The organism is Corynebacterium sp. HMSC065D07 (assembly GCF_001810695.1).
GTDB classification, from domain to species: domain Bacteria; phylum Actinomycetota; class Actinomycetes; order Mycobacteriales; family Mycobacteriaceae; genus Corynebacterium; species Corynebacterium hesseae.
Genome location: NZ_KV802453.1, coordinates 136,954 through 155,153, shown reverse-complemented (window position 1 = coordinate 155,153; position 18,200 = coordinate 136,954). Strand labels below are relative to the sequence as shown.

The window sequence follows — 18,200 nt, the reverse complement described above, 5'->3', positions numbered from 1 at the left end:
TTAAAGCATGCGAGGTGTGCATGAATCTGGAAGATGTGCGCGGCGTGGTCGCGGTGGCGGACCATGGGCTCGTCGGCGCGGCTGCCGACGCCCTCGGGCTTTCTCAATCCGCGCTGACCCGCCGCGTGCAGCGCATCGAGGCGGAGGTGGGGGCCAGCCTCTTCGAGCGCAGCGGCCGGCGCCTGCGGCTGAATGCCCGCGGCCAGGCATTCGTGGAACACGCTCGGCGGATGTTGATGTCCGAAGCTGCCGCGCGCGATACCGTGTCCCGCCTCATGGATCCGGAGCGCGGCACCGTGCGCCTCGACTTCATGCATTCCTTGGGCACGTGGATGGTCCCGGAGCTGCTCAAGGCCTACCGCGCCCAGCATCCCCACGTGGATATCCGTCTGCACCAGGGTGCGGCCCGCGAGCTCGTGGAGAGGGTAGCCGCCGGCGAATCCGACTTGGCGCTGGTCGGCCCCCGCCCTACGGCCCCCGGACCGCTAGGGTGGCACCAGCTCAAACTGCAACGCCTCGGTCTAGCGGTTCCGGAAGGTCATTGGGCCGCAGGGCGAGACGGGGTGCGCATGGAAGACTTCCGCGATGAACCCTTCATCGGCATGCTGCCGGGCTATGGAACGCGCATGTTGCTCGACTCCCTAGCGAGCGAGGCCGGCTTCACCCCGCGCCTCGTCTTCGAATCCATGGAGCTCACCACCGTGGCGGGCCTCGTGGCCGCCGGGCTGGGATCGGCTCTGTTGCCACTCGATGACCCCTACCTCAAAGCCCGCAACCCCGTGCCCCTGCAGCCCGCGGCTTACCGCGAGCTGGGCTTGGTGTGGCGCGAAGGCGATGATGCCCCGCCGGTCGAGCACTTCAAGGATTTCGTCGTGGCCCGCACCGCTGAGGGCAGTAGCTTGGTCGAGGCCGACTAGCTGCCGAAGGGAAGCTTAGCGGCCAGAGCAGCGAGCGTCTTCGGGGTAGAGACCTCGTGGGGCAGCCAGGGGATGGTGTGCACCGGTTGGCCCGGCAGTTTCACCGCGAGCAATGCGAGGGCCGCGCCGCGTTGCTCTCTATGACGTTTAAGTGGGGGCAGAAGGGGTGTAGTCCATCACCCTCACGGGTCGCAGATTGCCTTTGCCGAGAGGCCAACTGCCCTACATGACGAAGATCCGCGCGGATCGGCAATGACGGCGTATAACTTTGGCAGCTCGGGCAGTTTCGGCTCGCGCGCCGGGATTGGGCGCCCCTCCGCGAGGCCTGTAGATGGATGAAAACGCGAAACCGCGCTGGGGCCTCAACGAAGAGGCCCCAGCGCGGGATGAAGCTACGTGGCCTTAAAGGAGGCCACAGTGCTTACTTGGTGGCAGCAGCGTAACGCTCGGCAACGTCGTCCCAGTTGAAGACGTTCCATACGGCCTTAACGTAGTCAGCCTTCACGTTCTTGTACTGGAGGTAGAAGGCGTGCTCCCACATATCCAGCATCAGCAGCGGGGTGAAGTTCACGGAGATGTTGCCCTGCTGATCGGTGAGCTGCTCAATAACCAGGCGACCAGCAACGTGGTCATAGCCCAGAACTGCCCAGCCGGAGCCCTGCAGGCCGGTGGCAACGGCGGAGAAGTGAGCCTTGAACTTCTCGAAAGAACCGAAGTCACGGTTAATAGCCTCAGCCAGCTCGCCGGTGGGCTCGCCGCCGCCGTTCGGGGAGAGGTTCTTCCAGAAGATGGAGTGGTTGGTGTGGCCACCCAGGTTGAAGGCCAGGTTCTTGGACAGAGCGCGGATGGCGTCAGCATTAGCCTCGCCGTTGCGCTGCTCCTCCAGAGCCTCGAGCGCAGCGTTAGCGCCAGCAACGTAGCCAGCGTGGTGCTTGGAGTGGTGCAGCTCCATGATCTCAGCGGAGATGTGCGGCTCCAGGGCATCGTATGCGTAGTCGAGTTCCGGAAGTTCGTAAACAGCCATTTGTTTCATCCTTTCTTTGGGGTACGAGGCCCCATGGTAGGGCCCGGATGAGAATTTGGCCACAATAATTTTTCTATGGGAGTCGCCGTGAACAAAAACCTGGATTGCGGGCAGCGCGGCGGAGTATAAGAGGGAGGACAACGCTAAGTGTAAGGAGAACCCAGCATGTTTCTTTTCAGGCCAGAGCCCACGCTGGTGGCGGCTAAGGACGCCCTTCCCGGGCGCGCGGAGCCCGTCTTAGAGGCCCCACAGCCCCACGCGGTGTTAGACACTCCGATTACTGGACCGTGGAAAGAGGGGCAGAGGTCCCTCATCATCGCCATCGGCTGTTTCTGGGGCGCGGAGAAGATGTTCTGGGAAACTGAGGGCGTGGAGTCCACGTCCGTGGGCTATGCGGGCGGCACCACGCCGAATCCCACTTATTATGAGGTCTGTCGCGGGCTGACCAACCATGCGGAGGCTGTCCAGATTACGTATGATCCGCAGCGCGTGAGCTTGCGCGACCTCGTGGTCAAGGCCTTGGAAGCCCACGATCCGACCCAGGGATTCCGCCAGGGCAACGACGTGGGCACGCAGTACCGCTCGGCTTTCTACCCCGAGACCGAAGAGGAACGCGCGGAGATCCAGCAGCTTGTGGATTCCTACGCGGGCAAGCTTGCCGACGCCGGCTTCGGCGCCACCACCACCGAAGTCACCCTCCTCAGTGAGACGGACTCAGGCCAGTACTACCTGGCTGAGGACGAGCACCAGCAGTACCTGCATAAGGTGCCCAATGGCTATTGCCCGCACCACAGCACCGGTGTGAAGTGCGGCTAGAGCTGCTTACGGACGTGAGTCCGGCTAGAGCTGCTTGCGCACATGCGTGCGGAAGTCGGAAGGTTTGTTGAGCTGGTCGCGCTCCACGAAGACCCGCATGCGCTCGGCTAATTCCGGGGTGAGTTGTGTGCGCGTTTGGGATCCGAGGACGGAATCCCAGTACCAGAAGGTTTCCTCGAAGTAGTTGTGCCCGTGGCCGCCCGGCACGTTGAGCGAGTTGATCTGGTCCAGTGCTACCTGCCAGAAGGTGATGAACGGATGCCAGCGCAGGTTGTTAAAAGTATCTGCGTACAAGGTCTGCGGGGTCGGCTCGTGGATCCAGTTGGGGCGGGCATAAATGAGCTTGCTATCCCACCACACGATGGCATCGGAGGCGTGTTGCCCCACCGCTACCCGCGGGCGCTCCCAGGGGCCATAAGGCTCGCCGAAGGCATCGTGCTCCATGTGGGCGGGGACTGCGGCGAAGCGGAGGTGCCGGCCGCCGTCGATAAGCGGCAAGCGCTCCAAGGAGCCGCGTTCGCGGTGCAGGCGCCGCATGAAGCTGGTCATCCGCGGAGGTCCGGTGAAGACCGCACCATCGCAGGCGGCGAGGAGTTCCTCGAGCGTCTCAAAGTTCTCCACGATGGCATAGCAGCCCAGCGACTCGCCGCTGAAATACAACTTGGGGCGGTTGTCCTCAGGGAGGAGCTCGAGGCGGTCATGGACGGCCGCGATGAGCTCGCGCGCAAAGGTGCGGGAGAGGTTCTTGTCCACCAGGTAGGAAAACATGGAAGGCAAGTAGTCGAATTGCAGGGCCACGGTGGCGCAATTGCCCCGCGTGAGGAATTCGTATCCACTGACCGCATAGTTATTGATCCATCCTGAGCCGGAGGGCATTTGCAACACGATCGTGTCGCGGTGGAACGCACCCGTGCGGTCCATCTCCGCCACCGCGTGGCGTGCGGCGGCGTGCGGGCCGCGACCGCGAATGAGTCCGATATAGATGCGAATTGGCTCGTGGGCGCGCTCGAAGTGCATGACCTCCTTGATGTCCTGGGCGCGCGGGCCGCGGTCAAGAAACGCTCTGCCCTGTGAGCCGACGGCCGTCCAAGGCTCATGGGACCAGGGGCTGCCAGAGCGCTCCGGCTCCCACGGCATGGCGGAGCCCGGATATACCAGTTTGTTGAGTGCAAGGCCTTGGACGGAGGCCTTGCGGAGTAGGCGCCGCCACACCATCCGGTCGCTGACCAGGGCTGTGGCGAAGCCGACCGCGCCGCCGGCTAGCGGCCAGGCAATCCACCTGGGCAGCCAGCGCTGGACCTGGAGGGAAAGCTGGGTGACGGTGAGCTGGGCTGCTTCCCCCACAACGAGCAAGGCGCCGTAGCCTGCCGTGCCCACGGCCATGCCCAGTGCTGCGGACTGAGGTCCGCGGTCATTGAGCTTTCCCACGAGCCGGGCTTGCTCCGTCTGATTGCGCAGGGAGCGTATGCCTGCGATGAGCGTGCCAACCCCCAGTGCGTAGTAGGAATAGCGCCGAGTGGTGGGGCCGACGCGGTCCTGGGGGCGGCGGCCAGCGTGGTGCAGCGCGCGCTTGGCAGCGAAGGCCGCGGTGGTCGCGGCGAGGTGTCCAGCGCCTTGGCCGATGGCCACGTTGGCGGCGGTGACCCACCACGGGCGGGGCAAAAGGGAAGGGGAGACGGCTGCCCACGTTGCGACTTCGGCGCCGAAGAGCCCGGGCCACATGTTTTGTGGCAGGCGCCGCCGGCCAGTCATGCGCATGCCGGGCGTGAGATCGCTGATGATCTCCAGGGAAAAGATTGCAGCCTGAAGGCCCGTGCGGGCGGTTCTGAGTGCGATGCGGCGCGCAAGTTGACGCATGCTGGCCATTGAACCAGCTTTAGGTTCGACGTGCAGCGCAGCCTCCATAGATGTCCGATCAGACATAAAAATGTGAGATCGGACTACTGGGTCTGTGAATTCGGGCGCATAACGAGCAAAATTCGGACATTGGGGGCACAATAGGAGGCATGGGAAATCATGTTGGAAACAAAGTAGTACTCATCGGCGCGGGCGACGTTGGAGTTGCTTACGCCTACGCTCTGGTCAACCAGGGAACTGTTGACCACCTGGCCATCATCGACATCGACGAAAAGAAGCTCGAGGGCAACGTCATGGACCTCAACCATGGTGTTGTCTGGGCCCCGTCCCGCACCCGCGTGACCAAGGGCACCTACGAAGACTGCAAGGACGCCTCCATGGTCGTCATCTGCGCCGGCGCCGCTCAGAAGCCCGGCGAGACCCGCCTGCAGCTCGTGGACAAGAACGTCAAGATCATGAACTCCATCGTGGGTGACGTCATGAAGAACGGCTTCGACGGCATCTTCCTGGTCGCCTCCAACCCGGTGGACCTGCTGACCTACGCGGTGTGGAAGGCTTCCGGCTTCCCGCACGAGCGCGTCATCGGCTCCGGCACCGTCCTGGACTCGGCCCGCTACCGCTACATGCTCTCTGAGATGGATGACGTGGCGCCGACCTCCGTCCACGCCTACATCATCGGCGAGCACGGTGACTCCGAGCTGCCGGTCGTCTCCTCCGCCAACATCGCTGGTGTCTCCCTGTCCCACCGTTCTGAGAAGGACCCGGGCTACAACGAGCGCATCGAGAAGATCTTCGAGGACACCCGCGACGCCGCCTACCACATCATCGACGCCAAGGGCTCCACCTCCTACGGCATCGGCATGGCCCTGGCCCGCATCACCCGCGCGGTCATTCAGAACCAGGCTGTCGCACTTCCTGTCTCCGCTTACCTGCAGGGTGAGTACGGCCACGAGGATGTCTTCATCGGCACCCCGGCCATCGTTGACCGCTCCGGCGTCAACCGTGTTATCGAGCTGGCCCTCGATGACCACGAGAAGGAGCGCTTCGAGAACTCCTTCAACACTCTCAACACCATCAAGGAAGAAATCTTCGGCTAGTGAAGATTGTCGCCCACAGGGGATACTCCGGGAAATATCCGGAGCTATCCCCTCTTGCCTTTGAAAAAGCGCTCGAGCTTCCCATTCACGGCATCGAGTGCGATATCCGTCTGAGCAGCGACGGCAAGGTGGTGGTTCACCATGATCCCACCCTGGACCGCACCACGAATGGCTCAGGCCGAGTGTCTCGCATGACATGGGAGGAGCTGCGCCGCCTCAAGATCGGTGGTGGCCAGCGCATGCTGCTTCTCGACGAGCTCCTCGAGATGCTCGGCGATAAGAAGCATCACCTCTACATCGAGACCAAGCATCCCTCGGGGCAGGGCGACATCCTCGAAGAACAGATGGTGCTGCGGTTGCGCTACGCAGGGCTTGTCGACGACCCCCGGATCCACATGATTTCCTTTTCCCACCGGGCCATCCGTCGAATGGCAGCGCTCGCCCCGCATATCGACCGCATATATTTGCGCCGCGATTGGGAGCGCCATTTCAACCGCCCGGACATCCTGTTATCGCAGCCAACAGGCCTTGGCATGTCACTGTTGCGCGGCAAGCTGCAGCCTGCTGCCATCGGTGCGCATGGTCTGCCCACGTACATGTGGACCATCGACAAACCCGAGGACATGAAGTGGGCGTGGGCCAACGGGGTGGATATTCTTGCCACGAACCAACCGGAAGTGGCCCTGCATGCCATTGAGCTGTAATGAACAGGTAAGTTGTTCAGTATGGCCAAGAAGAAAAAGAAGAACGAACAGCTGCCGGAGGGTATGTCCCGCCGCCAAGCTAAGCTCGCTGCCCGCGCCGCCGAGCGCGCTGCCCTAGAAAAGGACCCCCGCCCCTTCGGTGGACTCGCCGCTGAGGCTAGCCTCGTCGCCCTGCAGGAATTCGTTCCTTCCGCAACGGCGAAGCTGTCTGTGAAAGGCTTTGACAAGGACGTTTGCGTCGCCACCGTGCTGCCCGGGGCTACCGCCGCACTCATCCGTGATGAGGAGTCCGGCGGTGAGGCCTTCGTGGGCCTGCAGGTGCAGTCCCACACGCACAATCCGGGCCGCGACCTGGCTTTCGCCCTGAACTGGGTGAAGAACAACGCGCCGGGTTCCACTCTCGAGTCCACCGCTGCTGATGGCTCCCAGCCGGAGCTCAAGGAGCTGCTGGAGGAGGACGCCGAGCTGGAAATCAACGTCTACCAGGACTTCGCGTGGTGGATGCCGGAAGGCGCGCAGGTTCCTCCGCAGATGGCGCAGGCCCTGCAGCGCGCTAACGATTCCGTCATCGAGTCCTACCAGGTGGGCCAGGAGGCTGAAGGCTTTGTGGGCACCGCCTTCTGGGCTAACGCCGGTGGCGGCAAGGCGCACATCCGCTGGGTCCGCCCCTGCGATGACGAGAATGCTTTCCTTAACGCCCTTGCGCGCATCGCCGCTCGCGGTGAGCTCAACCTGGGAGAGAACACCAAGTTTGCCGGTGTCTTCCGTACCCACGGCCTCATCGCTCCGGTCTTCGACCTCGACCCGGAGGTTGCGCACGATTCCTACGAGGCAGAGTTGTCTCGCGTGAATAAGGCGCTGGAGGAGGAGATCTCCAACGACGCCAACCTCGACGCCGATGAGCGCAAGCAGCTGCAGAACATCAAGTCCCGTCAGGTGACGCTGCGCTAGTATCTCGGTGCCTTCGCCCCCGAGGCGCGGGTACGAAACGATCAAATAAGGCTCCAAAACCACAAGGTTTTGGAGCCTTATTTGATCGAAACGACCGGCCGAAGCCTTAGCGCATGGAGTCCCAGAGCGCTTGGGCCTCGGCGTCATCCCAGAGGACGACGTTGCCCACGACCGTGTCCTCGAAGCCGCCGATGGGGACCGTCTTTGTTTCCACGCCGGAGGCCATGGATAGCGCCACGCGTGCAAGGTGCCAGACGTGGTCCTTCTCGTTGACAATGAAGGAGTCGGCGGTGTGGTTAACCAGTGAAATTGCCTTGAAGGGGTTGCCGATGGTGGAGAAAGACGTTGCCTTATCCAGCAGCGCGGCGAAGAACTCGCGCTGGCGCTCCACGCGGTCCAAGTCACCCATCGCGGTGGCGCGGGTGCGCACGTAGCCGAGCGCATCCGGCCCGCGGAGCTTCTGGCAGCCCGCTTGGAGGTCGATGCCGGCAAGCGGATCGTTGATGGGCTCCTTAACACAGATATCCACGCCGCCGACGGAATCCACGACGTTGGCCAAGCCGCCCATGCCGATCTCCGCATAGTGGTCGATGTGGAGGCCGGTGGCTTGCTCCACGGTTTGGGTCAGCAGCTGCGGGCCGCCGTACGTAAAGGCCGCGTTGACCTTGTCCATGCCAAAGCCGGGGACGTCGACGTAGCTATCGCGCGGAATGGAGACCAACTGGGCCTTTCCGGATGCGGGAATGTGCAGCAGCATGATGGTATCGGTGCGGCCGACGCCCACATCGCCACCGGTGCCTAGCTCCGCCTGTTGTTCTTCAGTGAGCCCCTGGCGCGAGTCCGAACCTACGAGCAGCCAGTTTGTACCAGAGGTTTGTGCCACCTGCTCGGTGGGCAGGGCATCGATGCGCGTTAAACGCGAATCCGTCCACAGGGTAAAGGCCACCATGAAGACGAGGGCGATGACGACGAGCCAGCCCAGGCAACCGAAAGCCTGCTTGGCTGGGTTTACTTTCTTGCGGCGGCTGTGCGGGCGACCTTCGGCACGCCTGCGGGTGGGGGCTTGCGGAGCGTAGCTACGCGGTGGGGCATCCGGGGTGTACCGATTGGCGCGGACAGCAGGCTGTTGCGAAGGTACGCTCCGGCGGGGCGCTGGGCGCGCAGGGGAGCGCTGGGCCATGTAGGCGTCGACGTCGAAGCGGGTCTCCTCCGGCCGGGAGCGCCGCGCGCTGGGGCGCTGAGCGCGGGAGGATGAATGCGCAGGATTAGCTTGCTGCGCGGATGGGCGGCGGCGCACCGGGCGGCCGTAGCGATCGCGCAAGGGCTGCCCGTCGGCACCAAGGACGAACTCGCCAGCGTCATCACCGGCCGCGTGTGAGCCGCGTGGGCTGGCCATGTTCCGGGGGCGGGAAGGGCCTGCAGAGCTAGCGGAGCCCGCGCGGCGAGGTCTGCCGTGGGGCTCGCCGGCACGGCGGGCTTCGCGCTCTGGATCGCGTCCTTGGTAGGTCATGGGGAACACTGTACCGCGAAACAACTTCTGCCCCACCCATCACACAGGGGGCGGTAGCTGTCTTTTCGCTGTGGCTTGTCGATAGCTCTTGCTTAAGCGCCGAAGAGGAGGGCGTAGCCGACGAAAGCGATGGCGTCGATAAGAAAGTGCGCGATGACCAACGGCCACACCTTGCCCGTGCGGTGGAAGTACCAGCCATAGACCACGCCCATGATGATATTGCCGAAGCCCGCGGAAACACCCTGGTAAAGGTGATAAGAGCCGCGCAGGATGGAGGAAGCCGCCAGCGTTGCGGGCAGGGCCCACCCAGACTGCTTAAGCCTGGTCATGAGCCAATACACCACCACGAGCTCCTCCGCCCAGGCATTAGCAAAGGACTTGATGAGCAGCACGGGAATCTCAATCCACGTATCGAAAGCTCCCGGGACGACCTCCTTGGTCCAGCCGAAGTGCAGCGCTATGTAATACAGCGCCAGACCCGGCAGACCGATTACCGCCGCCAACGCCGCGCCATGCAGGCCATCCCGCCGCTGCGGGCGGGGTGGAGAGGAAATCAAGTACAGAGCAAGCGCTCCCCACGCGAAGAGCACCGCGGCACTGCACAGCTGGAAGGCGAGGTCGAGCAACGTAGTCGCTGACTGCGAAGCGTTGATGGTTACCGATTGCTCGTTGAGCGGCGCCGGGTTGAGCAGGGAATCGGTCAGGCGCAATGCGGCGCGTACACCCGAGATACCAAACGTGATGGTGAGGACGATGAGGATCTCCGCGTACAAGCGGGAGCGCGCGCTCATGGGTGAAGCACCTGGGCGAGGCCGAGGAGGGAGGACTCGTCAAGCGTGATTGACCCTAAGTGCACGCCCACCGGCGGGTGATCGCGCACCGGCCACGGCACGCAGATGGCAGGCAGCTGCGCCACGTTGAACAGCGAGCCCCACGGTGACCACCGCGTTTGCTCATCGAAGTTGGCCTGGTGATCCAGCGCCAGGAAATGCCCGCGCCGCGGCGGATCGAAAGCCAGCATGGGACTCAAAATGGCATCCACGTCCCATTCCTGGGCCAGCATCTCCGGCAGCTGAGCGGCATGGGCGCGGGCCGCGGCGAATTCGGAATCCGTGACGCGGCGGCCCTTCGCGCGAATCCACTCCGCGTAGCCCTCCGCAAAGTCGAGGCCCGCCAATCTCCGGGTGAAGATGTGCTGGAAGGCCTCAAAGGTGCGGGCAGCTTGAGGGTAGGCAGAGATGGCGACGGTTTCGAAGCCGGCGCCTTCAAAGGAGGCGGTGGCCTCCGCGACCGCACGCAGCATGTGCGGGGCCACCTCGGCTTGAGCGAAAAGGGGATCCGTCAGCACGCCAATGCGGGCGCGCCGGGCACGCGGACGAAGGCCATGCAGCGCGGCGGTATCGGCGATGCTGCGCGTGATGAACCCCTGCACCGAGAGGTCCTCGCCGCCGGGCTTAAACCCGACGACGCCGCAGGCAGCGGCCGGAACGCGGATGGAACCGCCGCCATCGGAAGCATGCGCGGCGCGCAGTAATCCTCGCGCCACCTGGACCGCTGCCCCGCCGGAGGAACCGCCCGGCGTATGGCCGGGATAGAGAGGATTATCCGGGTGGGGCAGGCCGACAGGTTCGGTGTCCACACGCAGGCCCAGCTCGGGTGCGGCGGACTTGCCGACGACTCGCGCGCCGGCGTCGATAAGCTCCTGCACAAAAGGATCAGTCTCCTCCGCCACGTAGGCACGCTCGGCATGGCCGAGCGTGGTGGGCATGCCGGCGACGTCGTTGAGATCCTTGACCGAGAGAATCCACCCGCTCAAGCGCCCGTGTGCCTGGGGCCGGCGCTCGAGATCGAGATACGTGAAGCCGTGCTCGGCAGGGCTCAGGCCCGCTAGATCCTCGCGCAGCTTGTCCAGTGTGAACTCGGTTCTCTCCATGGCGGCTCAGTCTAGTAGTTGAGTGGGATAAAGTTGCTGTCATGAGCACCACCATCGCATTCCTTGGGCCCGCCGGAACCTTTACGGAAGCGGCGATGCAGCATTTCGCCGCTGACTTTGATTCCCCCGAGGGCCTTCCGGTGAGCTCGCCGGCCGAGGCGCTGGCGGCGGTGCGCTCGGGCGCGGCGGACTATGCCTGCGTGGCCATTGAGAACTCCGTGGACGGACCCGTCACGGCTACTTTTGACGCGCTTGCCGACGGCTCCCGGGTCCAGATCTACCGCGAGGTGGACCTGCCGGTGTCCTTCTCCATTCTGGTGCGCCCCGGCAGTTCCAGCCGCACAACTTTCTCCACGCATCCTGTGGCCTACCAGCAGGTACGCGGTTGGTTGGAGCAGAACCTGCCGGACGTGGAGTATGTCCCGGCGGCGTCGAATGGCGCGGCGGCGCAGGCCGTGGCGCGCGGGGAGGTGGATGTCGCGGCCGCCCCTGCCCGGGCAGCGGAGGTCTTCGGGCTGGACTCGATTGCGGAGAATGTCGCGGACGTTGCCGGGGCCACGACCCGCTTCGTCCTGGTGGGGCCGGCCGGAAAACCGACCGAGCGGACCGGCAACGACAGGACGTCGGTCATCTTCACCCTGCCCAACGAGCCTGGCTCCCTCGTCGGCGCCCTCCAAGAATTCGCGCACCGCGGGGTGGATCTTTCCCGCATCGAATCCCGACCGCTGCGCACCGTCTTCGGTAACTATCGCTTCCACGCCGACCTCATCGGGCACATCGAGGACCAACCGGTGGCGGAGGCTTTGCGGGCGCTGTGGTTGCGCGCGGAGAACGTCGTTTTTGTCGGCTCCTGGCCTTCCGCGGTAAAACTCGGGGAGGGCCCACGGGATTTGGCGCGGCTGAAAGAGGCCGATGACTGGGTAGCGCAGGCGCGCACCGGTCAATAGTGTGGTGAAGCATGACCGGAAGAATCATCCTCCTGCGCCACGGCCAGACCTATTCCAATATTGACCGCATCATGGATACCCGCCCGCCGGGCGCCGAGCTCACCGAGCGCGGCCGCGGCCAGGCGGAAGATGTCGGCCGCGAATTGGCTGAGCTGTGCGCAGGCCGCCGCGTGCGATTTGTGTGTTCTATTGCCCTGCGCGCCCAGCAGACGGCGATGCTGGCCGCCCGCACATACGGCGAGGCAGCCGATGAGCGCAGCGTTCCGGTGGAGGTTCGCGTGGGCCTTCACGAGGTCTTTGCCGGCGAACACGAGATGAGCGGCAGCGAGGATACCCACCGCGAGTACATGGTGGCGTTGCGCGGCTGGGTCGACGGCGACCCGGAAGCCCGAATGCCGGGCGGTGAAAGCTACGTGGACGTGTTAGGGCGCTACCAGCCTGTGCTGGAGGATCTCGCTGCTGAGCTGGAGGATGATGAAGACATCATCGTCGTCAGCCACGGCGCCGCCATTCGTGTGGTGACGACGCACGCCTGCGGCGTGGACCCCGATTTTGCCTACACCGGGTACATGCCCAACTGCCGCTTCACCCTCATGGAGCCGCAGGGCCAGCCCTTTGGCCAGTGGGTGCTGAGGCGCTGGGCGGATACCGAAGTTTAGTTCATTGCGGCCACGGTAGGTACCTACCCCCAGCCGAGCTCGTGGAGACGGTCCTCCTCGAAACCAAAGTAGTGCCCGACCTCGTGGAAGACAGTCACCATGACTTCGTGGGCGAGCTCTTCTTCCGAGTTGCTTATCGCCTGCAAAGGCTGCCGGTAGATCGAGATGGTGTCTGGCAGGTGGCCGGTGTGTGAGGCCGTGCGGTGGGTGAGCATCACGCCCTCGTAAAGCCCAAGTAGGTTGGGGCTATCCGGGTGCTCTTCTTCGACGAGGATGACCAGGTTGCGCATCTGATCGACGAAGCGATCCGGGATCTTGTCCAGGGCCTCGCCGACTAATTCCTCGAAGCGTTCCTCGCTGACCTCGTACATGTGCTTACTCCCTGTTGAGCGGACGGGGGTTTATTGGGCCGGTGCCACGGCTTCAGGCGCGGCGGGATCGGCGTTCTGCCCGGCCGGCTGGGCATTCTCGCTGCCCTGCTGGGAGTTCTGCTCGGCTGGCTGGGCATTCGGGTCGCGCAATGGGTTGCGCTTCGGCTGCTCCGTGGGCGGGGCGCCATTGATGCTCAGGGCATCACGGCCGCCCGTGGCAGAGCCGGTGATCTCGGAGAAGTGGCCGTCCTTGATGTGGATCAGCGAGCAATTCACCGAACGGGAGCCTCCCTCCCACGATTCGCGGCTCATCGCGCCCCAGAAAGGCTGCAGCGTGGATTGGTAGAGATTCTCCTCGCCGCCCAGGTAATCCATGGCGTTCTGGGTACACGTTTCGGAGAGGAATTTATCCATCTCTTCATCGCTGGGGTAAGCATCGGGGAACTTCTCTGCCAGGCTGATGACGGACACGGTCTCCATCTGGTGCGGTTCCTGGCACGGCACGGTGCTGACTACCTGTTTGTCATCCACCTTGCGGCATTCGCCGGGCTTGGCGACGATCGCCTGGTCCACCTCGCTGACCTTGCCCGTGGACTCCTGCGGTACGCCGTTGGCGTCGGTAGTCTGCAGGCCGCACAGGAGGGTGCGGTCACCCTGATCCCAGGAACCGGCCGGCGGAAGGATGGAAGCAATGTCGTAGCGTCCGTTGGGATCCCATTTGCCGTTGAGGTAGCTCACCGTGGGGGCCTCGCATAGCTCGTCGCGCAGGGCGTTTTGCCGCGTGACGTCTGGGCGCTTGGCGTTGGGGCCGAACTCGCTGGTGGGGTAGGCGCTGAGATCCTCTCGGGCGGAGACCTCGAAGCGGTGCGGTTTATCGCAGCTGGTCTGCTCAAAACCTGTGGCAGTGCCGTCCGGGGCGATATCCCACGTCACACACGAGCCCGCGGAGGCGGTGGTGAAGGATGCGGCTTCGCCTTCGGAGGAATCAGCGGCCTGGCTACCGTCGGCGCTGGGGGAAGCGGAGTCATGTGCGGCCGAATCGGTGCCAGTTGGCCCGCCACTGAAGAGACCGTAGAACGCCAAGAAGACGGCCGCGGCCACGGCAGCAACGAGGACGACGCGGATGGCGGAGGCGGAGCGCCACGCAGATGAAGTGCTCATAGAACTCTTCATACTACCCCCTCAACGGCTCAGGCTTCTAGCCCGCCCAAGGCTAAGGCGGCGGGAGAATCACTAGATGCGCGAGCGGGAGACGTGTGTTGTGAGCCGGTAGCGGTCGGTGCGGTAGACCGAGGAACACCATTCAACCGGGCGGTCCCCGGAGCGGGCGAGGCGGGTGATGTGCAGGAGCGGGGTGCCCGGTGAGACGTCGAGAAGCTCGGCGATGTCCTCCTCAGCTGCCACGGCGGTGACGGTTTGTTCGGCCTCGGTGATGGGGACCTTGAAGGTGTTATCCAAAATCGAGTAGACGGAGTTGTAGATGTCATTTTCCAGCAGCGTGGGCGCGAAGGCAGAGTTATACCAGCCATCGTCGATGGAATAAGGCTCGCCATCGCCCAAGCGCAGGCGCCGCAGGTGGGTATGGGAAACAGAGGCTTCCGTACCGAAAAAGGCGCAGACTTCACCGGGGGCGGCGCTGCGTTCACCCAGCAGGATGCGCGAGGAGGCCTGTACTTTCTGATAGCCCATCTCATCAGAAAAGGAGGCCAAATGAAGCCGGGAGACCAGAGGGTTGGGGGCCACGAAGGTGCCTTTTCCTCGCACGCGGCGCAGGCGGCCTTCAGCTACTAGGTCACCGATGGCGCGGCGCACGGTGATGCGGGAAACGCCGTAAGTTTCCTCGAGGATGCGCTCGCCCGGAAGGATGTCACCGGGTTTGAGAGTGGTTCGGCAGAGCTCGGAAAGAATATCCCGCAGCTGAGCGTGCTTGGGCACGGGGCCGTCGGTAATGATGTGAGGTGCCATGTTATCCATGATAATCCGCTGGTTATTACCAGCGCAAAGGTGTGGCCGTGCGCTAAACTGTCCGGCGTGATTGATCTCAAGTTTCTTCGCGAAAATCCCGATGTCGTCCGCGCCTCCCAGGTAACCCGTGGGGAGGACCCCGCTTTGGTGGACCAGCTGCTCTCCGCCGATGAACAGCGCCGCGCGGCCATTGTGAAGGCAGACCAGCTGCGCTCGGAGCAGAAGGCCTTTGGCAAGAAGATTGGCCAGGCCTCCCCGGAGGAGCGCCCCGCGCTGCTGGAGGGCTCCAACGAGCTGAAGGAGAAGGTCAAGGCGGCCGGCGAGGAAGCGGCCGCAGCCGAGGCCAAGGTGACGGAGCTGCAGTACCAGCTCTCCAACGTGGTGGAGGGTGCCCCGGCGGGCGGTGAGGATGACTTCATCGTGCTCGAGGAGGTCGGCGAGAAGCCGCAGTTCGACTTCGAACCGAAGGATCACCTGGAATTGGGTGAAACGCTGGGGCTTATCGACGTCAAGCGGGGCGCCAAAGTCGGTGGCGCACGTTTCTACTACCTCACCGGCGATGGAGCCTTCCTGCAGCTGGGCATGCTGATGTTGGCTGCGCAGAAGGCCCGCGAGGCCGGTTTCCAGCTCATGATCCCGCCGGTGCTCGTGCGCCCGGACGTCATGCAAGGCACCGGCTTCCTGGGCCAGCACTCGGATGAGATCTACTACCTGCCGGCGGATGATCTCTACCTGGTTGGTACCTCCGAGGTGGCTCTGGCCGGCTACCACAAGGAAGAAATCATCGACCTGTCGAAGGGGCCGCTGCAGTATGCGGGCTGGTCCTCCTGCTTCCGCCGCGAGGCGGGTTCTCACGGCAAGGACACCCGCGGAATCCTGCGCGTGCACCAGTTCGACAAGCTGGAGATGTTTGTCTACTGCAAGCCGGAAGACGCCGAGGAGATGCACCAAAAACTCCTGAAGATGGAAAAGGACATGCTTGCGGCGATGGAGCTTCCCTACCGCACCATCGATATTGCGGGTGGGGACCTGGGCTCCTCCGCGGCGCGCAAGTTTGATAACGAGGCGTGGGTGCCGACTCAGGAGACCTACCGCGAGCTCACCTCGACCTCGAACTGCACCACCTTCCAGGCCCGCCGCCTGTCCACGCGCTACCGCGATGAGAACGGCAAGACCCAGTACGCCGCTACGCTCAACGGCACCCTGGCTACCACCCGCTGGCTCGTGGCCATTCTGGAGAACCACCAGCAGGCGGACGGCTCCGTCGTGGTTCCGGAGGCACTGCGCCCATTCGTGGGCAAGGACGTTCTGTACCCCGTAAACTCCTAGAAGAACGCGGCGCGCGGCGGCTCGCGCGCCGCTTACTTTTGTCCCCTCCTTGCTTCCTTCCGCCGGCGGCGAGGTCTTAAGCATTTGGAGCACTATGAGCGCTGTGGCTAACTTCCTCTACCGGCAGATCACGCACATCGGGCGCGGGGTGACTATTGCTCAGGGGCTCAAGATGCGCTTGTCCGGGGAGGAGAATATCCCGGATAAGGGCGGGGCCGTCATCGTGTGCAATCACACCGGCTACATGGATTTTCTCTTTGGGGCTTTCCTGGCGTATCGCAAGCGCCGCTTGGTGCGCTACCTGGCTAAGGCTTCTATCTTTAAGACACCGGTGGCAGGACAACTTTTTCGGCTGATGGGCCATGTGCCGGTGGACCGCATCGATGGTGGGGCGTCGATTGTGAAGGGCATTGAGCTGGCCAAGAGCGGGGAGCTCGTTGGGGTGTTCGCGGAAGGAACGATCTCCCGCAGCTTTGAGATTCGCAGCATGCGCAATGGCGCGGCGCGGATTGCTCATGGCGCGGGTGTGCCGATTATTCCGCAGGTTATCTTTGGCTCCCAGCGCCTGTGGACGAAGGGGCAGAAGAAGCACCTGGGCCGCACGAAGACGCCTGTGCTGATTAAGGCCTTGGAGCCTTATTACACGACGGGTGACTTTGACGCGGACATCGCTGAGGTGCGCCGCCGGATGCAGGAGGCCCTGGAGGGCCTGTGGGCCGACTATGAAGCGGAGTTTGGCCCGATGCCGGCCGGCGAGTTCTGGGTGCCGGCACGCAAGGGCGGCGGCGCCCCGACGTTGGAGGAGGCAGAGGCAAAGGACTCTGAGGTGGAGTCCGAGCGCTACCGCGTGCGTCGGCTGCGCGATGATCTGACAAGCCTTAAGGACCGCGTCTCTGAGGCCACCGTGGAGCTCATGCGGGATCGGATGGCACTGATGAAGCCGGGCAGTAACGAGGAAACCGGTACTGCAGAAGCTGGAGCCGACGCCGCAGAGAAGAATCGCCCGCGTACTGCGCCGGAAACCCTCGAGTGGATCAAGGAGAACCTCAATTCGGTGGTCGAAGAGGCCATGCGCGGCGTCGGGGAAGGCCGCGACAAGGTTACGGAGGTCATGGCGCAACTGAAATCCGACGTGATGGAAGCCCAGGCCTCGATGACGGCGAGCGGCAAGGAGATTTTCGCCGGATCCGTGGTGGAGCAGGGCTTGCTGTCTGCGGCGACGCAATCGCGCATCATCGTTTCCCGCCTGCCGCACCGGGTGAAGGCTGAATACTCTGAAGCGCCGCGGGTGATTGCGGCGGATCAGAGTGCGTTGAGCATGGAGAACGGCGAGATTTCGAAGCGGCTCCAGGAGGCGCTTGTACAACTGCACCCGCAGGTTGAGGAAGTGATCGTGATTTCGCCGCAGGGCGAGGTGCTGGACGCTGCGGCTTTTGGGGATCTCCCCCAAACCTGCTGGCGCATTGCCTGCGCGGACGGGGCCGAAGGGGTGCAGTTCAACGATGCTCCCGGTGGCGCGGTGGTGACCGCGGCTTCGCCGGCGGAGGGATTGGCAGCCGTGGTGAAGAAGATCGGCGCCGAGCCCAAGGATCTCTTGTTCTTTGCCAACGAGCCAGGGGATGAGACCTTTGCGGAGGGTGGGGAAGGCGTCGCTGTGCATATGGTGGCGCTGGAGACTGCCCCCATTGAGGTGATTAAGGCTGCCCGTGCGGTGACGTATTCCTCGGAGCGTTATGGCATTGCTGAGGTGCTGGAGGCGATGGCACGCCTGCAGCGTGAGAAGGAATAGGCGTTAACATCCTCGGTGTGCCGAGGGTTGCAAAAGTCCGCAAACACCCCCGCAAGGGGGTGTTATTTTATTTTGTTCACCTATGGAATGCCTTAAAAACGCCAGCTTACGCCACCGGAACCTACGTGTGAGTAGCGTCTCCGGAGAGAAATCCAGGTGATATATAGCATTGGCTTTGGGAGAAAACTTCTTCCTCATCCGCCTCTCGGGCAGGTAGCCGAGGCATCGGTGAGCAGGGCGCTCGTGGTGGATGAGCACATTATGCTGCGCAATCCGTCAACTGGACAGGACTTTCTGACGCCGTGCAGCGAGAGAGGAGACTCAGTCAACA

At 63.6% G+C, this 18,200-nt stretch carries 17 protein-coding genes; 9 read left to right on the top strand and 8 right to left on the bottom strand.

Annotation, left to right across the window (positions count from 1 at the left end):
- The first annotated feature begins 20 nt into the window (after positions 1–20).
- Positions 21–917, top strand: a complete 897-nt coding sequence (locus tag HMPREF2760_RS07905) for a LysR family transcriptional regulator (protein ID WP_070523897.1) — start codon at positions 21–23, stop codon at positions 915–917.
- Between the two features lie 421 nt (positions 918–1,338).
- Here HMPREF2760_RS07905 and HMPREF2760_RS07900 read toward each other — a convergent pair whose 3' ends face one another.
- The gene (locus tag HMPREF2760_RS07900) at positions 1,339–1,941 is read right to left on the bottom strand and encodes a superoxide dismutase (RefSeq protein ID WP_070523894.1); all 603 of its coding nucleotides are present in this window, start codon (positions 1,939–1,941) and stop codon (positions 1,339–1,341) included.
- A gap of 165 nt (positions 1,942–2,106) precedes the next feature.
- Here HMPREF2760_RS07900 and msrA point away from each other — a divergent pair, with 165 nt between their 5' ends.
- On the top strand, positions 2,107–2,757 hold the full coding sequence (msrA, locus tag HMPREF2760_RS07895) for a peptide-methionine (S)-S-oxide reductase MsrA (protein ID WP_070523890.1): 651 nt from the start codon (positions 2,107–2,109) through the stop codon (positions 2,755–2,757).
- Positions 2,758–2,781: 24 nt separating this feature from the next.
- On the opposite strand, the gene HMPREF2760_RS07890 is transcribed toward msrA, so the two are convergent.
- On the bottom strand, positions 2,782–4,623 hold the full coding sequence (locus HMPREF2760_RS07890; RefSeq protein ID WP_070523887.1) for an alpha/beta-hydrolase family protein: 1,842 nt from the start codon (positions 4,621–4,623) through the stop codon (positions 2,782–2,784).
- A 140-nt stretch (positions 4,624–4,763) separates the two neighbouring features.
- Here HMPREF2760_RS07890 and HMPREF2760_RS07885 point away from each other — a divergent pair, with 140 nt between their 5' ends.
- The 3 genes from HMPREF2760_RS07885 to HMPREF2760_RS07875 are packed head-to-tail and all read left to right on the top strand — an operon-like array spanning position 4,764 to position 7,366.
- Positions 4,764–5,711 (top strand): L-lactate dehydrogenase, encoded by a 948-nt coding sequence (locus HMPREF2760_RS07885; protein ID WP_070523884.1) that lies wholly within the window; start codon positions 4,764–4,766, stop codon positions 5,709–5,711.
- Entirely contained in the window at positions 5,711–6,415 is a 705-nt protein-coding gene (locus tag HMPREF2760_RS07880) for a glycerophosphodiester phosphodiesterase family protein (RefSeq protein WP_070531787.1), read from the top strand. The genes HMPREF2760_RS07885 and HMPREF2760_RS07880 overlap by 1 nt, the downstream gene beginning before the upstream one ends.
- Before the next feature lie 21 nt (positions 6,416–6,436).
- Positions 6,437–7,366, top strand: coding sequence for a DUF5926 family protein (locus tag HMPREF2760_RS07875; RefSeq protein WP_070597030.1), 930 nt, complete (start codon positions 6,437–6,439; stop codon positions 7,364–7,366).
- Positions 7,367–7,472: 106 nt separating this feature from the next.
- On the opposite strand, the gene HMPREF2760_RS07870 is transcribed toward HMPREF2760_RS07875, so the two are convergent.
- From HMPREF2760_RS07870 to HMPREF2760_RS07860, 3 genes are all read right to left on the bottom strand, one after another.
- Positions 7,473–8,762 carry an LCP family protein gene (locus tag HMPREF2760_RS07870; RefSeq protein WP_070597040.1) on the bottom strand — a complete coding sequence of 430 codons (1,290 nt, stop codon included), beginning with the start codon at positions 8,760–8,762 and terminating at the stop codon, positions 7,473–7,475.
- Positions 8,763–8,968: 206 nt separating this feature from the next.
- Positions 8,969–9,667, bottom strand: coding sequence for a CPBP family intramembrane glutamic endopeptidase (locus tag HMPREF2760_RS07865; protein ID WP_070597029.1), 699 nt, complete (start codon positions 9,665–9,667; stop codon positions 8,969–8,971).
- Positions 9,664–10,809 (bottom strand): amidase, encoded by a 1,146-nt coding sequence (locus HMPREF2760_RS07860; protein WP_070597028.1) that lies wholly within the window; start codon positions 10,807–10,809, stop codon positions 9,664–9,666. The genes HMPREF2760_RS07865 and HMPREF2760_RS07860 overlap by 4 nt, the downstream gene beginning before the upstream one ends.
- A 41-nt stretch (positions 10,810–10,850) precedes the next feature.
- On the opposite strand from HMPREF2760_RS07860, the gene pheA reads away from it, so the two are divergent.
- Both pheA and HMPREF2760_RS07850 read left to right on the top strand, forming a co-directional pair.
- Positions 10,851–11,756, top strand: coding sequence for a prephenate dehydratase (gene pheA / locus HMPREF2760_RS07855; RefSeq protein ID WP_070562208.1), 906 nt, complete (start codon positions 10,851–10,853; stop codon positions 11,754–11,756).
- 11 nt (positions 11,757–11,767) lie between these two features.
- Positions 11,768–12,415 carry a histidine phosphatase family protein gene (locus HMPREF2760_RS07850; RefSeq protein WP_070597027.1) on the top strand — a complete coding sequence of 216 codons (648 nt, stop codon included), beginning with the start codon at positions 11,768–11,770 and terminating at the stop codon, positions 12,413–12,415.
- 23 nt (positions 12,416–12,438) lie between these two features.
- Here HMPREF2760_RS07850 and HMPREF2760_RS07845 read toward each other — a convergent pair whose 3' ends face one another.
- The 3 genes from HMPREF2760_RS07845 to HMPREF2760_RS07835 all read right to left on the bottom strand — a co-directional run bounded on the left by HMPREF2760_RS07845 (position 12,439) and on the right by HMPREF2760_RS07835 (position 14,760).
- Positions 12,439–12,786, bottom strand: coding sequence for a metallopeptidase family protein (locus HMPREF2760_RS07845; RefSeq protein WP_070531807.1), 348 nt, complete (start codon positions 12,784–12,786; stop codon positions 12,439–12,441).
- Between the two features lie 30 nt (positions 12,787–12,816).
- Positions 12,817–13,947 (bottom strand): septum formation family protein, encoded by a 1,131-nt coding sequence (locus HMPREF2760_RS07840; protein WP_070523861.1) that lies wholly within the window; start codon positions 13,945–13,947, stop codon positions 12,817–12,819.
- A 72-nt stretch (positions 13,948–14,019) separates the two neighbouring features.
- Positions 14,020–14,760 carry a GntR family transcriptional regulator gene (locus HMPREF2760_RS07835; RefSeq protein ID WP_070523858.1) on the bottom strand — a complete coding sequence of 247 codons (741 nt, stop codon included), beginning with the start codon at positions 14,758–14,760 and terminating at the stop codon, positions 14,020–14,022.
- A gap of 57 nt (positions 14,761–14,817) precedes the next feature.
- Between HMPREF2760_RS07835 and serS the strand changes: the two genes are divergently transcribed.
- Both serS and HMPREF2760_RS07825 read left to right on the top strand, forming a co-directional pair.
- Positions 14,818–16,080 (top strand): serine--tRNA ligase, encoded by a 1,263-nt coding sequence (serS, locus tag HMPREF2760_RS07830; RefSeq protein ID WP_070563457.1) that lies wholly within the window; start codon positions 14,818–14,820, stop codon positions 16,078–16,080.
- Positions 16,081–16,174: 94 nt separating this feature from the next.
- Entirely contained in the window at positions 16,175–17,869 is a 1,695-nt protein-coding gene (locus HMPREF2760_RS07825) for a lysophospholipid acyltransferase family protein (protein WP_070597026.1), read from the top strand.
- Positions 17,870–18,200 lie beyond the last annotated feature (331 nt).

What these genes read in the sequence shown, in the direction of transcription:
- HMPREF2760_RS07905 (WP_070523897.1), top strand. Translation starts at nt 21, where the DNA reads ATGAATCTGGAAGATGTGCGCGGCGTGGTCGCGGTGGCGGACCATGGG.
- HMPREF2760_RS07900 (WP_070523894.1), bottom strand. Translation starts at nt 1,941, where the DNA reads ATGGCTGTTTACGAACTTCCGGAACTCGACTACGCATACGATGCCCTG.
- msrA (WP_070523890.1), top strand. Translation starts at nt 2,107, where the DNA reads ATGTTTCTTTTCAGGCCAGAGCCCACGCTGGTGGCGGCTAAGGACGCC.
- HMPREF2760_RS07890 (WP_070523887.1), bottom strand. Translation starts at nt 4,623, where the DNA reads ATGGCCAGCATGCGTCAACTTGCGCGCCGCATCGCACTCAGAACCGCC.
- HMPREF2760_RS07885 (WP_070523884.1), top strand. Translation starts at nt 4,764, where the DNA reads ATGGGAAATCATGTTGGAAACAAAGTAGTACTCATCGGCGCGGGCGAC.
- HMPREF2760_RS07875 (WP_070597030.1), top strand. Translation starts at nt 6,437, where the DNA reads ATGGCCAAGAAGAAAAAGAAGAACGAACAGCTGCCGGAGGGTATGTCC.
- HMPREF2760_RS07870 (WP_070597040.1), bottom strand. Translation starts at nt 8,762, where the DNA reads ATGGCCAGCCCACGCGGCTCACACGCGGCCGGTGATGACGCTGGCGAG.
- HMPREF2760_RS07865 (WP_070597029.1), bottom strand. Translation starts at nt 9,667, where the DNA reads ATGAGCGCGCGCTCCCGCTTGTACGCGGAGATCCTCATCGTCCTCACC.
- HMPREF2760_RS07860 (WP_070597028.1), bottom strand. Translation starts at nt 10,809, where the DNA reads ATGGAGAGAACCGAGTTCACACTGGACAAGCTGCGCGAGGATCTAGCG.
- pheA (WP_070562208.1), top strand. Translation starts at nt 10,851, where the DNA reads ATGAGCACCACCATCGCATTCCTTGGGCCCGCCGGAACCTTTACGGAA.
- HMPREF2760_RS07850 (WP_070597027.1), top strand. Translation starts at nt 11,768, where the DNA reads ATGACCGGAAGAATCATCCTCCTGCGCCACGGCCAGACCTATTCCAAT.
- HMPREF2760_RS07845 (WP_070531807.1), bottom strand. Translation starts at nt 12,786, where the DNA reads ATGTACGAGGTCAGCGAGGAACGCTTCGAGGAATTAGTCGGCGAGGCC.
- HMPREF2760_RS07840 (WP_070523861.1), bottom strand. Translation starts at nt 13,947, where the DNA reads ATGAGCACTTCATCTGCGTGGCGCTCCGCCTCCGCCATCCGCGTCGTC.
- HMPREF2760_RS07835 (WP_070523858.1), bottom strand. Translation starts at nt 14,760, where the DNA reads ATGGATAACATGGCACCTCACATCATTACCGACGGCCCCGTGCCCAAG.
- HMPREF2760_RS07825 (WP_070597026.1), top strand. Translation starts at nt 16,175, where the DNA reads ATGAGCGCTGTGGCTAACTTCCTCTACCGGCAGATCACGCACATCGGG.